The sequence below is a fragment of the Solwaraspora sp. WMMA2059 genome, assembly GCF_027497315.1.
GTDB lineage: Bacteria > Actinomycetota > Actinomycetes > Mycobacteriales > Micromonosporaceae > Micromonospora_E.
The window spans coordinates 2,499,939-2,516,401 of sequence record NZ_CP114908.1; the positions used below are offsets into that span (position 1 = coordinate 2,499,939).

The following is a 16,463-nucleotide window of genomic DNA, read 5'->3' on the forward strand; positions in this document are numbered from 1 at the left end:
TCGCGCCCACTGGGGGACGTCAGCCGAGCACGGCGGCGATCAGCATCAGGGTGACGGCGGTGGCGACCGTGGAGAGCACCACCGAGTCCCGGGCGAGGCGTTGACCGCGCTGGTACCGGGTGGCGAAGATGAAGACGTTCTGCGCCGTCGGTAGCGCGGCGGTGACCACTGCGGCGAGCAACGCGGTGCCGCTGAGGCCGAGACCGTGTCGGGCGATCAGGTAGGCCGCCGCCGGCTGGCCGAGCACCTTGAGGGCGACGGCGGTGTAGCGTTCCCGGGCCTGCGGGTCGGCCGCCAGCGGCCGGCTTCCGGGCAGGGACATTCCGAGGGCCAGCAGAGCCAGCGGTACGGCGGCCGCACCAAGCAGTTCGGCGGGGCGCAGCAGCTCGGCGGGTGGCTGCCACCGGCTGATCGCCAGTGCCAGGCCCGCCGCCGAGGCGATCATGATCGGGTTGCGGGCCGGCAGGGACAGCAGCCGACGGACGGACGGGCGGCGGTCGCCGGCGGTGAAGTCCAGGACGGCGAAGGCCACCGGTGCCGCGACGAGCACCTGGAACAGCAGCACCGGCGCGACGACCGAAACGTCGTCGAGCACGTACGCCGCTACCGGGATGCCGAGGTTGGCTGCGTTCACATAGGAGGCGCCGAGCGCGCCGATGGTGACATCGCCGGCCGGCCGCTGCCACAGCCAACCGGCGAGCGCCAGGTAGGCGGCCGCCACCACCACGGTGCTCGCCAGGTAGGCGAGGAACGCGGGGGTGAACACCTCGGTCGGGGACGTGCCCGCCAAGGTGGTGAACAACAGCGCCGGCGTCGCGATGAAGAAGGCCAGCCGGGCCAGGACGGCGGTGCCATCCGGGCCGAGCAGCTCGAAACGGCCGATCAGGTACCCGATCAGGGTCACCGACCAGATCGCGGCGAACCCGGCGACGATGGCGCGCATGTGATCATCCTGCCGGTTCGGCAATAGCACCGAGGTCGGGTATCCAGAGCGAGCAATCGATTACGGTGCGCTTGTCAATCATCACATTCCTGCAACGCCGTCCGGTATTGACCCGGGAGCGTGGGAGCGGCAGCATCGGTTCGTGCGCAGCCGCCGGCGCACCGGGTCGTCCCCTGTGTCCGGTGCTGGCTGCCGCGTCCCAGCCGGCTGCCGTTGCGTACGGACACCAGCCGGCGGCCGGGATACACGCTTCCGGCCGGAACTGTCTAGGAGGACCATGTCGGTCAGCCCTGCCTCGCCGCGCGCCGGCTGGTCCGGTTTGCCACCGTCTGGTGCGGCCCGTCCGCCCGCCGCGCCGCGGCGGGGGACCGGCCCGGCGATGGCGACCGTGACCGTCACCGTGTCGATTCCGCTCACCGCCGGCGAGGAGGCGCTCTCGTCGTCCGCCCGCCGGTTGTTGGAGGCCGCCCGGGAGCTGGTGGAACGGGGTGAGGCGACGGTGGAGATGCCGACGGTCGACGCGACCCGGGCGCAGCCCGGCGCGGCGCTCGACCAGATCGGCGCCGGCCGCGACGCGCCGGGTCCGACGTCGGCGGCCGGTGGGGTGTTCACCGACCCCGCCACCCGGTCACGGCGGACCACCACGGTCGCCGTGCCGGCACTGCACGTCATGGTCGCGTCGCGGACCGTTCTGTTGGACGGCGAGCCGCTGCTGCTGACCCGACTCGAGTTCGATCTCCTGCTGCACCTGGTGGAGAACCCTCGCCGGGTCTTCACCCGGTTGCAGTTGCTCGCCGCGGTATGGGGCTACGAGCACACCGGGGTGCGTACCGTGGACGTGCACATCCGCCGGCTCCGCGGCAAGGTGGGCAACTCGCCCCTGATCACCACCGTGTACGGCGTCGGCTACCGGCTCGCCGACGACGTCCGGATCAGCATCGACACCGCCGGCTGACCGCACTGCCGGGACCGCACTGCCGGCGGCCCCGATCGACGTCGGCGAGGCCCGGAGGCCGCGTGGCTGGCCAGGGGTTGGACGGGGTTTGCCGGCCGTCGGCGACGGGTAAGTGGCGGATCTTCGCGGCGACCCGGTGCCGGAGTCCGAGCCGGTCATGGCTCGCCGTAACCGATCTGAAGGGGGATGGGCGCATGCTGACGCATGACGTGAACCGGCGACCGGGACTCGGCGTACCGGGAACCATCGACAGTGATCGTATCCGCACCGCGCTGACCAGCCGGTACCAGGAGTTGACGGCTGAGTACGAGCAGGCGATGACGCAGAGCCAGGTGCTGCGGCTGGTCGAAGGGGGCGACACCGCCGGCGACGACCAGGCCGACAGCGGCACGAAGACCGCCGAGCGGGACGCGGCCCAGTCTTTGATCCGTACCATCCTGGAGCGTCGCACCCAGTTCGAGCATGCCCTGGCCCGTCTCGCCGCCGGCGACTACGGGCGTTGCGAGGGCTGCGCCGTAGCCATTCCGGTGGAGCGGCTGGAGATCTACCCCTCGGCCACCACCTGCGTCACCTGCAAGCAGTCCCGGGAACGGCGGGCGGCCTGACCGGGACCGTGCGGATCACGAGCGCCCCCCGGATCACCGGCACCACGAACCGACGAGGGAGCACGAAGATGACGACTGCCCAGCTGACTGCCATTGACGCCACCGTGGACAAGACCAACCGGTTGCTCAGCGAGATCGAGCACGAACTCGGCTGGCCGGCGCAGCGCCGCCAACAGTCCTATTCGGCGCTCGCCGCCGTGCTGCACACGTTGCGCGACCGGCTACCACTGGCCGAGGTGGTGCAGCTCGCGGCGCAACTGCCGCTGCTGGTCCGCGGGCTGTACTACGAGGGCTGGGACGCCACCTCGGCTCCGACGAAGCTGGACCGTGCCGAGTTCGTCGCCCGGGTGCGCCGGGACTTCCCGTTCGACGTCGAGGGCGGCGCCGAGCAGGTGATCCGGACGGTCAGCCGGGTGCTTCGACGGCACGTCAGCTCCGGCGAGTGGGACGACGTGCTGGCCACCGTACCGGTCGAACTGCGTGACCTGCTGAGCGACTGACGCCGCTGCCCGCACCGCAGCGGGCAGCGGCACCCCCGTCACCGTACGGTCACCTCGGTGGCCAGCCGGCGTCGGTGGTCGACCTGCCGCTGGGCGCCGACCAGCCGGACCGCGACCCGGTGGCGGACGTCGGTGCTCGACGCGGCCAGCCGCAGCTCCAGATCGCCGGGCTCGACGACCCGGCGCCCGTCCCGCCCGGTGAAACACGACAGGTCGGCGGAGAAGTCGAACTCGACCCAGCGCGCCTGGCCAGCCTGCAACAGCACCCGGGCGTACCCGACCAGCCGGATCACCGGTCGGGTGACCTGCGCCACCGGGTCGTGCAGGTACAGCTGGACGATCTCGCTGCCCGCGCGGTCACCGGTGTTGCGTACCCGCAGTCGGATCCGCAGCGTGCCGTCGGTGCCGATCTGCGCCGGAGCCGCACCCCGGTCGTGCTCGACCCCGTCGACCAGCGGCGTCGACCACTCGAACGAGGTGTACGACAGGCCATGACCGAACGGGTACAGCGGACCGGGATCGACATTGCTCACCTCGGTCCGGTGTCCCAGCAGCGGGCTGAGATAGCTGGTCGGCTGGCCGCCGGCCTGCCGAGGAACCCCGATCGGCAACCTGCCGGACGGGCAGACCCGGCCGCTGAGCACACCGGCGACCGCGCGGCCCCCCTCGGCACCGGGGAAGAACGCCTGCACCACCCCGGCCAGCCGGTCGGCGTACCGGCCGAGCGCGTACGGGCGTCCGGTCAGCAGCACCAGTACCACCGGGGTGCCGGTGGCGACCAACGCCTCGATCAACTCACCCTGCCGTCCGGGCAGTTCCAGGTCGGTGGCGTCGCAGCCCTCGCCGGAGGTTCCGGCGCCGAACAGCCCGGCCCGGTCCCCAACCACCGCGACACAGACGTCGGCCCGCGCCGCAGCGTCTGCGGCCACCACGATGCCCGGAGTGTCCTGCCCGTCCACCGGGCCGGTGGTGACGTGCTCGATGGCCGCTGCAGGCAGCTCGGCCCGCAGCGCGGCCAGGACGGTCCCCATCGGGAGTTGGTCACCGGCGTCGGCCGGGACGGTACCGACGTGGCTGGGGAACGTGTAGCAGCCCAGCAGCCCGTTGACTGAGTCGGCCAGCGGTCCGACCACCGCTACCCGCCCCTGCTCGGGCAGCGGGAGGACGGTGTCGTTGGCCAGCAGGACCACCGATTCCTCGGCCAGCCGCCGGGCCAGGTCCCGATTCACCGGCGGGTCCAGGTCGATACCCGGCCCAGCGGACGGCCCGCCCGCCTCGCTCGGGTGGTCCGCCCCGGCCAGTGCCGGTGGCACCGGATCCCAGTCCGGGTCGAGCAACCCCAGCTCACATTTCTGCCGCAGGACGCGGGTGACGGCCCGATCGACCACCGACTCCGGCACGGCACCCTGCCGGACTGCCTCGACAAGCGGGGCTCCGTAGCACCGTACCGCCGGCAGTTCGACGTCGACCCCGGCGCTGAGCGCCAGAGCGGCGGCGGTGGTGGGACCGTCGGCCACCCGGTGCAGCAGCTCCAGGAACGACACACCGAAGTAGTCCGCGACCACGGTGCCGGTGAACCCCCAGCGGCCACGGAGCAGATCGGTGAGCAGACCGCCGTCTGCCGCCGCCGGTACGCCGTCCACCTCCGCGTACGAGTGCATCACCGATCGAGCGCCACCGTCGCGGACGGCCATCTCGAACGGTGGGAGCAGGACGTCGGCGAACTCTCGCGGGCCGACCGACACCGGCGCGAAGTTGCGCCCGGCCCGGGAGGCCGAGTAACCGGCGAAGTGCTTGAGGGTGGCCACCACCCCGGCCGATTCGAGCCCACGCACGTATGCGGTGCCGATCGTGGCGACCAGGTACGGATCCTCGCCGATAGTCTCCTCGGTACGACCCCAACGGGGGTCCCTGACCACGTCGAGCACCGGGGCGAGTCCCTGGTGCACCCCGACCGACCGCATGTCCTGCCCGATCCGACGCGCCATCTGTGTCACCAGGTCAGGGTCGAAGCTGGCACCCCAGGCCAGTGGGGTCGGGTACACGGTGGCGCCCCAGGTCATGAACCCGGTCAGGCACTCTTCGTGGATCAGCGCGGGAATACCGAAGCGGTTGCCGGCGACGATCTCGGCCTGCAGCCGGTGCAGCGCCCGGGCACCGTCGGCCGGAGTCACCGCCGTGGTGCCGAACGGGCGGGTCAACTGCCCCAAGCCGGTGTGCAGCAGGTCGGCCCAGTCAACTGACTCGTCGACCAGATCATGCTGCAGCGGGGCCATGTCGTCGATCGAGGCATTGGCGCCCCGCCAGTAGCTGTACAGCTGTGCGATCTTCTCCGTCAGCGACATCCGACTAAGCAGGTCGAACACCCGTTCCTCCACCGGTAGGGTGAGATCGCGCCACGGCGCTGACCGATCGAGGGCCTCGTCCAGGGCATGGTTCGTGCCGCTCACCGGCAGCCTCCTGTCGATCGCGCCGCGCCAGTCCAGTACCGGCGTCGCCGGACCGTCGCGCCTGTTCTCCGACATGTTTCCGGAAACTTGCGGCTTCGTCGAGATCTGGCAGTCCACAGTTTGCTGGCAGTGTCCGGGTATGCTCCCGCATCGTGGCAGCCGGATGTGTCCCGTCCGGCCGCCGTTCAGGCAACCGCCGCCCGGGCGGTTCCGGAAAGTTCCGGTCGGTGGCGCGGCCGACTCGGTCGCCGGCATGTGCGACACACTGCCGGCCGGGTCGATGCCAAGCGTTTTCCAACTGCGGCAAGATGGGGCCCGGACTCGGCGTTCGGAGCCGGACCGACTGGCGGAAGGTTCGGCCGTACGCTGAAGCCTCGACGAAGGAGTTGCTGCCGTGACGGTCGATGAAGGACGCAGGATCACGATCACCGCGATCGCCCAGGAAGCCGGTGTCTCCGTGCCGACCGTGTCACGGGTGCTCAACGGGCGCAACGACGTCGCCCCGCAGACCCGTGAACGGGTCGAGGAGCTCCTGCGTCGGCACGGCTACCGACGGCGGGCGACCCGGTCCCGCGCCGGTGCCAGCCTGATCGACCTGGTCTTCAACGATCTGGACAGCCCGTGGGCCGTGGAGATAATCCGCGGCGTGGAGGATGTCGCGCACGCCGCCGGGGTCGGAACCGTCGTCTCCGCCATCCACCGTCGGTCCGCGGCGACCCGGCAGTGGCTGCAGAACCTGCGGACCCGGGCCACTGACGGTGTAATCCTGGTCACCAGTGAACTCGCTCCGCCATTACACACCGAGCTGCGACGGCTGAACGTACCGATGGTACTGGTCGACCCGGCCGGCGTGCCGAGCCTGGACATCCCCACTATCGGGGCGACCAACTGGGCCGGCGGACTGCGAGCGACGGAACACCTCATCTCCCTGGGACACCGCAGGATCGGCTTCATCGCCGGTCCGCCCCGGCTGCTGTGCAGCCGGGCCCGGCTCGACGGCTACCGGGCCGCGTTGGAGGCGGCTGAGATCCCGCTGCGCCCCGAGTACGTCGTCCCCGGCGACTTCTACCACGAGTCGGGCTTCGCTGGCGCGGCCGCGTTGTTCGACCTCGACGAACCACCGAGTGCGATCTTCGCGTCCAGCGACCAGATGGCCCTCGGCGCATTCGAAGCCCTGCGGCAACGCGGCCTGCGGGTTCCGGACGACGTCAGCGTGGTCGGCTTCGACGACCTGCCCGAGGTGCAGTGGTCGTCGCCACCGCTGACCACGGTGCGCCAGCCGCTGGCCGAGATGGGGCTGCTGGCGGCGCGGACAGTACTGCGTCTGGCGCAAGGGGAAGCGCTGGAGACGCCGCGGGTGGAGCTCGCCACCGAGCTGGTCGTGCGGGACAGCTGCGCGCCGTACCAGGAGCTGTAATCCGGCCGGCCCCGCGTTTACCCGAGGTTAGTGACGATCCGCCTCGGGTACCACCCGCAGGCAGGAGCGCGCCGGCGCCGCCGGCGCGTGCCGACCGACCCGCAGGGGGCAGTCATGACACTTGACGACGACGACATCCGCAGCACCGGGCCCGCGACGGGTCACGGCCCGGCTGATGGTGGGGCGAATCCGGCTGGGCGCGACGGTGGTGCCGACGGCGGCGCTGGTCCGAAGGCGCAGGAGGGCCCGGCTGATGGTGGGGCGAATCCGGCTGGGCGCGACGGTGGTGCCGACGGCGGGGCGAACCGGCGTTGACTCGGCTGCCCACCGCGACACGTGGTGCCGGCTGCACCGGCGGGCACGGACTTACCGACCCGCCGCAGATCGCCGCGTCACCGGGCTCGCCGGGCGGTGCGGGCGCGTCCCGCCGCCCGGCGGCGCTGACCCGGTGCGTTGCGGTGGATCCGACGACGTTCGCCGATGTCTACTGGGGGCGTAGACCGCTGCTGTCGCGCGCTGTCGACCTGGCCGGCCCCGCCGGCTTCACCGATCTGCTCGACGGCCCCGCAGCCGACCAGCTGCTGAGCCAGCACGGCCTGCGTACGCCGTTCCTCCGGGTGGCCCGGGACGGTGAGGTCTTCGCGGAACGGACCTACACCGGCAGCGCCGGCGCCGGCGCCGAGATCGACGACCAGGTGCTCGACGAGCGGGTGTTGGATCTGTATGCGGACGGTGCCACCCTGGTCCTGCAGGGCCTGCACCGGCTCTGGCCACCGATCATCTCGTTCATCGGCGAGCTGTCCACCACACTGGGCCAGCCGTTGCAGACGAACGCCTACCTCACACCGGCTGGCAGCCGTGGATTCGCCACCCACTACGACACCCACGACGTGTTCGTGCTGCAGACCGAGGGTCGCAAGCGGTGGCGGGTGCACGAACCGGTACTGACCGATCCGCTGCCCCAGCAGACCTGGTCGGGTCGGGCCGATGAGGTGGTTGCCCGGTCCGAGGCCGCACCTGCGCTGGACGTCGTGCTCGGCCCCGGCGATGCCCTCTACCTGCCTCGAGGCTGGCTGCACAGTGCCACCGCGCAGCAGGAGAGCTCGATCCACCTCACCGTCGGGATTCGCGCGTTCACCCGGTACTCGCTGGTCGAGGCGCTGCTCGAGCTCGCCGTCACCGAGCCGCAGCTGCGCACGTCGCTGCCGTTCGGCGCCGACCCGTGCGAACCCGCCGGGATCACCTCGGAGCTGACCGCGACGGTGGCGGTACTGCGTGACTGGTTGGCCTCTGTCGAGCCGGACCAGGTCGCGGCGCCTATGCGCCGCCGGGCCTGGTCGGCGGTGCGCCCGGCCCCATTGCCACCACTGCAGCAGGCGGACCGGATCCGGACGCTGACCGTCGACGACGTCATCCGCCGCCGACCCGGATTGCGCTGGCGGCTCACCTCGCAGTCGGACGAGCGGGTCACCCTGCAGATCTTCGACCGTACGGTGAACTTTCCGGGCAGGTGCGTCCCCGCCCTGCGGGCGGTGCTGGACACCGCCGGTGTCCGGGTCGGCGACCTGCCAGGACTGGACACCACCGCCGACCAACTGGTGCTGGCCCGCCGTCTGCTGCGCGAAGCGGTCGCGGTCGTCGGCTGATCCACCATCGGCCCGGGCGGGTCAGCCCAGCCCCGTCAGCAGGACGGCGGTCGCCGCCAGGCCGGCGACCAGGACGATCGACACGGTACGCAGGTCGAGCTCGGCATGCCAGCGGTCGGCCAGCGCCTTCGCCGGCACCAGCCCGAGTAGCGGACCGACCAGGGTGACGACGAGCGCGATCACCGGCATCCCGACCGCCAGGTCGCCGCCGTAGCGCTGCCCGGCCCACCGCGCGGCAGTGGACAACCCGAACGCGGCGACGGCTCCGGCGGCGCCGAACAGCGCCAGCACCGGATATGCCGCTCGGGACAGGGGACCCACGTCGCCGGACCGCTCGACCAGGGCGCGGGCGGCCGCCAGCCAGTGCTCCGGATCGTCGTCAACGGCGGTACCAGGGGGCGGCGGCAGTGGTGCCGGAAGGCCACCAAGCCGTCCGGCCAACGGCCCGAACCGGTGACCGACCTCGGTCCAGATGTCGGCGGCCGCCCGGTCGACGTCCGCCAGCTCCCGGCTTGCCTGCTCGTGGAGTTGGTGCAGCTCCGCCAGGTCGGTCTCCACCTCGGCCACCGCGGCCTGCGCGCCGTCGCACCGTTGCGCGTACCACTGCTGCGCTTCGTTCCGGCGGTTCTGCAGCGCGGCGGCGAGTTCGGCGAGCCGGCGCATCAGCTCGGGGTAGGAGGCATCCATCAGGTCAGCCCGTACGGGATGATGACCTCGGCGCTGCGGTGCACGGCCCGGTCGAAGAACAGCGCCCGCCACGGCCGGGGATACCACGCCGGGCCGCCGGCCCGGGGGTACAGCGGCGGTCCGAGGTCGGAGCCGTGCACGTCCAACGCCACCCAGGCGCCGATCTGGTCGGTCCGTGAGCCAATCCCGCCGAGGTCGTCACGCATCCGCGCCACACCGCGCCACCAGCCCAGCACATGGGTGTGTCGCTCGGGCCCGAGGTGCAGCACCCGGCGGAGCCGGTCCAGGCCGGAGCGGCCGGCGAACTTCGCCGCCAGCCGTCCGGCGGCGGCGTCGACCGCGTACAGCACCAGGAAGTGTGGGCGGACCGGACCGTCCAGCACGTCACCGGAGAGCCGGTCAGCGGTGTCCGCGAGCAGCCCGCCGACGGTATCCAAGTCGTACAGTCCGGTGCCGGCCGGTAACGCCGCGTGTAGCCGGCGGGCGGCGGCTTCCGCGTCCGGGTCCAGACAGGCGATGTCGAACCGCGCCGCGCCGGGCGGGTACTGCCGGGCCAGGGACCGGGCACCCGCGTCGAGCAGGGCGCACGCCTCGTCCACCCGGGTGCCCAGTACCGCGAGATTGCGTCCGGGCGCCCGGGCCAGGCCGAGCCGGGCGGAGCGGGCCAGCACGTCGATCGTCTCGCCGAGCAACGCCACCGGTACCCGCGGTCCGTCGCTGTCGGCGATGAGCGCCTGGTAGTCCGGCGCCTCGGCCAGCCGGGGTACCACGTCGCCGTCGAACAGCCGCGGCGGGGGCAGGTCGGCGGACCGTCGTCGCCACAGTCGGTGTTGCAGTTCCTGCCAGGTGTCCCGGTCGCTGGCGGGCGGAACCCGGACGACCTGGTTGGCCTCCATCGCCCCGGACTCGGCGTTGACCACGGCGTGGTGGCGGGGCAGTGACTCCGCCGCGGTGTTGGTCTCCGGCAGGACGCGGCGCGCCTTCGGTAGCGCGATCCGTAGTGCGAACTGGGCGATCAGCGCGGTACGCCCCCATAACGCCTGGATACCGGAGACGTCCTGGGACGCCAGGATCAGGTGGATGCCCTGTGACCGGCCACGCCGGGCCAGGTCCTCCAGCAACGTCGCGGCCTCGGTGGCCAGTGCGTCGTTGCCGGCGAGCAGCACCTGGAACTCGTCGATCACCGCCACGATGCGCGGCCACCGGCCCTGTGGGTCCTCGGCGCGCAACTCCGCCAGCTTCGTCACCTCGTGGCGTTTGGCGGCGTCGGCCCGCTGCCGCAGTTGCGCACCCAGGAAGTGCAGCATCGCCAGGCCGAACTCCCGGTCGGTGTTGACGTTCACCCCGACCAGCCGGACATGTGGCAGGAAGCTCGGATCCCGCCGGCCCGGCGCGAACCGGGCGAAGGACACCCCCTCCTTGAAATCCAGCAGGTAGAACTCCAGCTCGGTCGGGGAGTAGCGGGCGGCCAGGGCACCGATCCAGGCGTAGATCAGGTTGGTCTTGCCGGTGCCGGATGGCCCACCGATCAGCGCGTGCGGCGGATAGTCGCTCAGCGTCACCGTCACCGGCCGACCCTGTGGGCTGTCGCCGACCGGCGCGGTCAGCCCGGCGGTGGCGTCCTCGGTCCATTCCTGTTCGGGCAGCAGATCGCTGAACACCGCCGGGACCGGGCCGGCGGCGACCGCAGCGGCGATCTCCCGGCAGGTACGGGTGACCAACTCAGCCGGCGGTGGCGGGTCGATCCGTACCGGCAACTGCGGATAGCCGCTGACCCGGGCCGTGCCGCCGGAGACCGACACGGTGGTCACGGTGGGCGCGGCGCTGAGCCCGACACCGCGGACGATCAGATGGACGCCGCAGGCGGCACCGGCGCGGGTGATCCGGTCCAGCTGAGCCCGTTCGTGCCGGGACAGCTCCTCCCCGGGCCCGCCCAGCAGGACGGCGATCCGCCACGGCTCGGGCCGTCGGCCGGTGGCTGTCGCCAGTTCGCTCAGCGTCCGGAACTCTCCGGCCAGCACCGTCTCGTTGATCCGGCGGATGTGGTCGACCAGGTCGTCCAGGTGCCGGCTCAGCCCACCGGGGCCGGCGAAGGTGAGCAGGCCGGGTCCGGCCAGCGGGGCGAAACCGGCGAGGCCGCCACCGAGCTGTTCCGGGTCGTAGCCGGTCAGTCGGACGGCGCCGGGCGCGGTACGGCCGAGGATCCGCAGCAGTAGCGCGGACAGCACGGCGTCACACCCCGCTCGGTCGGCGCCGTCCAGCGCCACGTGGCCGTGGTCCAGGACCGCGACGAGCGCGGGTACGGCGGCACCCCCGGCCAGCCCGGCCAGCCCGGTCAGGCCGATCCGGCACGATCCCGGTGATTCCGTGCGTGCCGCCGGGGCGGGATGCCACCGGGCCCAGTCGGCGGCGGCGGCTCCCGGTGCCGCCCGGTCCACTGCCGCGACGGCTCCCCGGGTGACGACCGTTATCTGGTCGCGGTACTGCTCGGCGAGGTCGGCGAGCCGGCGGTCGCGGTGCACTGCGGCTCGGTGCGGCACCTGCTCGGCTGCCAGTCGTACCCGGTTGAGCTGTTGTTGCGCCGCGGCGATGTCCTGTTCGACGTCGTCAAGTCGGTTGCGGGCCGCCGCCCGGGCATGCCCGAGCGCCCGGCGGACCGCGGCTACCAGATCGGCCCGCGCGTCAGGCATCGCGCCCCCGCAGCGGTCGGGGCTGCTCCGGGCGCAGCGTCTGCGGCTCGCGGTCGAGCAGCCGCAGCAGTACGCCGGTGAGTACCGCTCCGGCGACGGCCGAGTCGGCCGGATGCGGCGGATCCGGGGGCTGCCCGGCCTGGTCACCGTCGGCCCGGCGACCGTCGTCGCGCCGCTCGTCGGCCGGCACCCGGCAGATCCGGGCGAGCAGGGTCTGCAGCACCGGATCCGGCATGCCGGGGAGCAGCTCGCGTACCCGTCGGGTGGTGGCGGAGGCGAGCTGACGCAGGTCCTCGGCCTGCGGCTCGTGGTCCAGCAGGTCTCCGGCGAGGCGGTGCAGCAGCGGTGGGGTGATCGCGGCGAGATTCAGCCCGGTCGGCGCGGCCACTGCGGCGAGGTCGCGGTGCAGTCCGGCCCGGTCCTCCCGACGGACCGCCGTCGCGACCCTGCGCAGCAGTTCGGGGGTGTCGGTGGCGGCGGCCGGCCGGGTCGTGTCGGTGGCGGCGTCCGGCCCTGGCCAGACCCCGGCGGACTCCCGGTCGGTCAGCTCCGCGACCCGGGCGGCCCACCAGTTGCCGAGCTCGGGCGCGGCGGGCGCACCCGCCCGCCCGCCCGGTGCCGCCGTCGGTTCCTGGTCGCCGTCCAGTGCCGCCCGCCACCCGCTGTCGCCCCCCGCCGCCGGGCCGGCGCCGAAGCCGATCGCAGCCAGGTAGTCGTCCACCGACTGCGCAGCCACCCGCATCGCGTGGCCGGTCTGCTCCGCGTGTTCGGTCGCGCCGGTGAGCTGCGGCACCGCCAGCGGGTCCGCCGACTCCTGGCGGACCCAGATGAGCAACTCGGTCGCGGCGCGCAGCCGCTGCACCGCGACCGCGAGCTGGCCCACCGGCAGGTCGTCGGCGGCCGCCCGGACCCGGGCGGCGAGATTCTCGGCGAGGGACATTGGTGACTACAGCGTCGCGGAGTACGTCTGCGCCTGTTCGACGGCGGCGAGCGTGGCGGCGAGGCACTCCTCGAGCTCGGAGCTGGCCTGGAACAGCGCGGCCTGGGCCGCTCCGACCGCCTCGTGGCCGCTGCCTTCGAAGGCCGCCGCCAAGCTCTGCTGCGCCTCGGCGATCTTTTCGCTGGCTGCCTGGACGGCAGCCTGGCCCTCCGACACCTGCATGATCGCGGCTTCGATGGCGGACTTGACCTCGGCGACACTCGCCACGGGTGAAACCTCCTCAAGGGGCTGGAAGGTTCTATTAGAGCTTACCGCTGGTGGGTGATTGCTGCCCGGCTGTCCGGTCCCGCAGATGGGCTGGTCCGCGACGGACGCGCGGTCATCGGTGCTTGACCGGTGCGACCTGGGCAACTGCCGGCAGCGGATCAGGTATTCAGTCTGAATACCGGTCAGAATTCCGACACCGGACCGGTCAGCTGCCTGGTCAGCCATCGAGGCCCGCGAACCTGCGCGCCCACGTCGGTGACTCGGTCCCGCAATCGGCGGTCGGCCGTGACGACCACCACCCGCCGGTCTGGTCCGCCCTCGGCGGCGATCTCGACGATCAGATCGTCTCCCGACCCGAGAGCCGCGCCGATCCGTACCCCGCCGGCCGGCGGCAGACCGCGGGCCGCCCCCTCGACCACCAGGACCACCTCCAGCGGGCCGGTCAGCTCGGGCAGCCCCCGGCCGGCGACGTCGACCAGCTGATCGCGCAGCCGGACGGCCGCCGCCATCCGGTCGCGCCACCAGCCGTCGGGTCGGGAGCCGACCACGTTCGCGCCGTCCACGATCAGCAAAGTCCGCATCCGCCCAAGCCTGCCAGCATCCGCGGCCGTGGACCCGGCACCGGTTGAGCGCGCCTGTCCCGACCCACGCGCCGGTACCTCAAACGCGGTGCGGTGGTGGTCCCGGACGGCGGGGACGTTTGGCCCGGGGCGGCCCGGGTAGCCACAGTCCGGTTCACAGCCGGCGGGGCGTAACGGCGAGGGGGCGCAGATGAGTGACGGACCGTACGGCCCGGGAGGGCTCGGCACCGATCCCTGGGAGGACCTGCTGGCCCGGTTTCTCACCGGCGGTGAGCCCCGGCTGCCGGTGCACCGGGTCGACATCACCCGGCTGATGAGCGGCGACGCCCGTGACCTGCTGACCGCCGCCGCCCGCCGGGCGGCCCAGGCCGGCACCAGTGACCTGGACACCGATCACCTGCTCTGGGCGGCGTTGCAGCGTCAACCGCTACGGGAGTTGGTCCGCCGGGCCGGGGCCGACCCGAACGGGCTGCTCGCTGAGCTGGGCGGACCGGCGGCCGGCCGGGGCGAGGTGCCGGCGAACCTCTCGCTGACCCCGGCGGCGAAACGTGCCCTGCTGGACGCGCATCAGCTTTCCCGGGCCACCGGCGCGACCTACATCGGACCCGAGCACGTGCTGATGGCGCTGGCGGTCAATCCGGAGTCTGCCGCTGGCCGGATGCTGGCGGCCGGCCACGTCGAACCCCGGTCGCTGCAGAACGCCAGCGCGGAACGCGGCGGTGCGGCCAAACCGCGGACGGCCCGTGGGACCCCGACCCTCGACCAGTACGGGCAGGATCTGACCGAACTCGCCGCCCAGGGCGCGATCGACCCGGTCGTCGGCCGGGGTGAGGAGATCGAGCAGGCGGTGGAGATCCTGTCCCGGCGAACCAAGAACAACCCGGTGCTGATCGGGGAGGCCGGGGTCGGCAAGACTGCGATCGTTGAGGGACTGGCGCAGCGCATTGTCGACGGGGACGTACCACAGACGCTGATCGGCAAGCGGGTGGTGCAGCTGGACCTCGCCGGGCTGGTCGCCGGTACCCGGTACCGCGGCGACTTCGAGGAACGGCTGAAGAAGGTCATTGACGAGATCCGTAGCCACGGCGACGACCTCATCGTCTTCCTCGACGAGCTGCACACCCTGGTCGGGGCGGGCGGCGGCGGCGCCGAAGGGTCGATGGACGCCAGCAACATGCTGAAACCCGCGTTGTCCCGGGGTCAGTTGCGGGTGGTCGGTGCGACTACTTTGGACGAGTACCGGCGCAACATCGAAAAGGACGCCGCATTGGCCCGGCGGTTCCAGCCGGTCCTGGTGCCCGAGCCGACCGTGGCGGACACCATCGCGATCCTGCACGGTCTGCGGGACCGCTACGAGGCGCATCACCAGGTGCGGTTCACCGACGACGCGTTGCTGTCGGCGGCGGAACTCGCCGACCGCTACATCAGCGACCGGTTCCTGCCGGACAAGGCGATCGACCTGATCGACCAGGCCGGGGCCCGGGTCCGGCTGCGCACCCGCACACCGGCGGCCGACGTTCGGGACCTGGAACGGCAGCTCGAGCAGCTGCACCGGGACAAGGCCCAGGCGGTCGCCGACGAACAGTACGAACGGGCGTCCGACCTGCGGGACCAGCTGACGCAGGTGCAACGGCTGATCGAGACGGCCCGCAGCCCGGACAGCGCCGGGGTTCCCCAGGTCAGCATCGAGGAGATCGCCGAGGTGGTCTCCCGGGCCACCGGCATCCCGGTCAGTCAGCTCACCGAGGAGGAGCGGGACCGGTTGCTGCGGCTGGAGGGCGAACTGCACCAACGGGTGGTCGGTCAGGACGATGCGGTCACCGCGGTCGCCGAGGCGGTCCGGCGCTCGCGGGCCGGGCTGGGCGACCCGGACCGGCCGGTCGGCAGTTTCCTGTTCCTCGGACCCACCGGCGTCGGCAAGACCGAGTTGGCCCGGGCCCTCGCGGCGGCCCTGTTCGGTGACGCTGACCGGATGGTCCGCCTCGACATGAGTGAATTCCAGGAACGGCACACCGTCAGTCGGCTGGTCGGGGCACCGCCCGGGTACGTCGGCTACGAGGAGGCGGGCCAGCTCACCGAGGCGGTTCGCCGACGACCGTACGCGGTGGTGCTGCTCGACGAGATCGAGAAGGCGCACGCCGACGTGTTCAACGTCCTGCTGCAGCTGATCGACGACGGCCGGCTGACCGACAGTCAGGGCCGGACTGTCAACTTCCGCAACGTGGTTCTGATCATGACGAGCAACCTCGGCTCGGAGCTGATCACCGGCGGCGGCCGCAGTGTCGGCTTCGGTGGGGTGGACGGCGACAGTCCCGACGACGACCTGCGCGAGCGCCTGCTGCGCCGGCTGCAGGAGGACTTCCGTCCGGAGTTCCTCAACCGGATCGACGAGATCATCATCTTCCGGCAACTGGCCTCGCAGCAGCTGCGCCAGATCACCGACCTGCTGCTGGAGGAGACCCGCCGGCGGCTGCACGCCCAGGACATCGCGGTGGAGGTCACCGACGCGGCGGCCGACTGGATAGCCGGAGCCGGATACCAGCCGGAGTTCGGCGCGCGGCCGATGCGTCGGACGATCCAGCGGGAGGTCGACAACCAACTGTCCCGGTTGCTGCTCGACGGCACGTTGGCGGCGGGGCAACGGGTCACCGTCGACGCGCGGGACGGTGGCCTGCGGTTCGACGTCGACAGCGCCGCCGACCGGGATCCGGCGCCGGCAGGCGCCGGCTGGTGAACCCACCGGGTGGGTGCCGATCCGACCGGGCCCCCGCCGCTCGGCAGA

General features: G+C 72.3%; 14 protein-coding genes. 7 read left to right on the forward strand and 7 right to left on the reverse strand.

Annotated elements, in window-relative coordinates:
* Positions 1 to 19: 19 nt before the first annotated feature.
* The gene (locus O7553_RS11460) at positions 20 to 943 is read right to left on the reverse strand and encodes an AEC family transporter (RefSeq protein WP_281554777.1); all 924 of its coding nucleotides are present in this window, start codon (positions 941 to 943) and stop codon (positions 20 to 22) included.
* Between the two features lie 277 nt (positions 944 to 1,220).
* On the opposite strand from O7553_RS11460, the gene O7553_RS11465 reads away from it, so the two are divergent.
* The 3 genes from O7553_RS11465 (at position 1,221) to O7553_RS11475 (ending at position 3,003) form a co-directional block, all read left to right on the forward strand.
* Complete coding sequence (locus tag O7553_RS11465) at positions 1,221 to 1,898, forward strand: winged helix-turn-helix domain-containing protein (RefSeq protein ID WP_281554778.1); 678 nt, start codon at positions 1,221 to 1,223, stop codon at positions 1,896 to 1,898.
* Positions 1,899 to 2,092: 194 nt separating this feature from the next.
* Positions 2,093 to 2,503 carry a TraR/DksA C4-type zinc finger protein gene (locus tag O7553_RS11470; RefSeq protein WP_281554779.1) on the forward strand — a complete coding sequence of 137 codons (411 nt, stop codon included), beginning with the start codon at positions 2,093 to 2,095 and terminating at the stop codon, positions 2,501 to 2,503.
* A gap of 68 nt (positions 2,504 to 2,571) precedes the next feature.
* The gene (locus O7553_RS11475; RefSeq protein WP_281554780.1) at positions 2,572 to 3,003 is read left to right on the forward strand and encodes a DUF2267 domain-containing protein; all 432 of its coding nucleotides are present in this window, start codon (positions 2,572 to 2,574) and stop codon (positions 3,001 to 3,003) included.
* 38 nt (positions 3,004 to 3,041) lie between these two features.
* Here the strand turns inward: O7553_RS11475 and O7553_RS11480 are convergent, their stop codons facing one another.
* Positions 3,042 to 5,453, reverse strand: a complete 2,412-nt coding sequence (locus O7553_RS11480; protein WP_281554781.1) for a glycoside hydrolase family 3 N-terminal domain-containing protein — start codon at positions 5,451 to 5,453, stop codon at positions 3,042 to 3,044.
* 394 nt (positions 5,454 to 5,847) lie between these two features.
* Here O7553_RS11480 and O7553_RS11485 point away from each other — a divergent pair, with 394 nt between their 5' ends.
* From O7553_RS11485 to O7553_RS11495, 3 genes are all read left to right on the forward strand, one after another.
* Positions 5,848 to 6,870 carry a LacI family DNA-binding transcriptional regulator gene (locus O7553_RS11485; RefSeq protein WP_281554782.1) on the forward strand — a complete coding sequence of 341 codons (1,023 nt, stop codon included), beginning with the start codon at positions 5,848 to 5,850 and terminating at the stop codon, positions 6,868 to 6,870.
* A 114-nt stretch (positions 6,871 to 6,984) separates the two neighbouring features.
* On the forward strand, positions 6,985 to 7,185 hold the full coding sequence (locus O7553_RS11490) for a hypothetical protein (protein ID WP_281554783.1): 201 nt from the start codon (positions 6,985 to 6,987) through the stop codon (positions 7,183 to 7,185).
* 68 nt (positions 7,186 to 7,253) lie between these two features.
* On the forward strand, positions 7,254 to 8,516 hold the full coding sequence (locus tag O7553_RS11495; protein ID WP_281555577.1) for a cupin domain-containing protein: 1,263 nt from the start codon (positions 7,254 to 7,256) through the stop codon (positions 8,514 to 8,516).
* A gap of 21 nt (positions 8,517 to 8,537) precedes the next feature.
* On the opposite strand, the gene O7553_RS11500 is transcribed toward O7553_RS11495, so the two are convergent.
* The 5 genes from O7553_RS11500 to O7553_RS11520 all read right to left on the reverse strand — a co-directional run bounded on the left by O7553_RS11500 (position 8,538) and on the right by O7553_RS11520 (position 13,681).
* A complete protein-coding gene (locus O7553_RS11500) occupies positions 8,538 to 9,203 on the reverse strand; it encodes a hypothetical protein (protein WP_281554784.1) in 666 nt (221 codons plus the stop codon).
* Positions 9,203 to 11,893 (reverse strand): FtsK/SpoIIIE domain-containing protein, encoded by a 2,691-nt coding sequence (locus O7553_RS11505; RefSeq protein WP_281554785.1) that lies wholly within the window; start codon positions 11,891 to 11,893, stop codon positions 9,203 to 9,205. The genes O7553_RS11500 and O7553_RS11505 overlap by 1 nt, the downstream gene beginning before the upstream one ends.
* The gene (locus O7553_RS11510; protein ID WP_281554786.1) at positions 11,886 to 12,833 is read right to left on the reverse strand and encodes a hypothetical protein; all 948 of its coding nucleotides are present in this window, start codon (positions 12,831 to 12,833) and stop codon (positions 11,886 to 11,888) included. Before O7553_RS11510 ends, O7553_RS11505 begins: the two co-directional genes overlap by 8 nt.
* A 6-nt stretch (positions 12,834 to 12,839) precedes the next feature.
* Entirely contained in the window at positions 12,840 to 13,100 is a 261-nt protein-coding gene (locus O7553_RS11515) for a hypothetical protein (RefSeq protein ID WP_278168988.1), read from the reverse strand.
* A gap of 182 nt (positions 13,101 to 13,282) precedes the next feature.
* Entirely contained in the window at positions 13,283 to 13,681 is a 399-nt protein-coding gene (locus tag O7553_RS11520) for a hypothetical protein (protein WP_281554787.1), read from the reverse strand.
* 190 nt (positions 13,682 to 13,871) lie between these two features.
* Here O7553_RS11520 and O7553_RS11525 point away from each other — a divergent pair, with 190 nt between their 5' ends.
* Positions 13,872 to 16,415: an ATP-dependent Clp protease ATP-binding subunit gene (locus O7553_RS11525; protein WP_281554788.1), complete on the forward strand. Its 2,544-nt coding sequence runs from the start codon at positions 13,872 to 13,874 to the stop codon at positions 16,413 to 16,415.
* Positions 16,416 to 16,463: the final 48 nt, after the last annotated feature.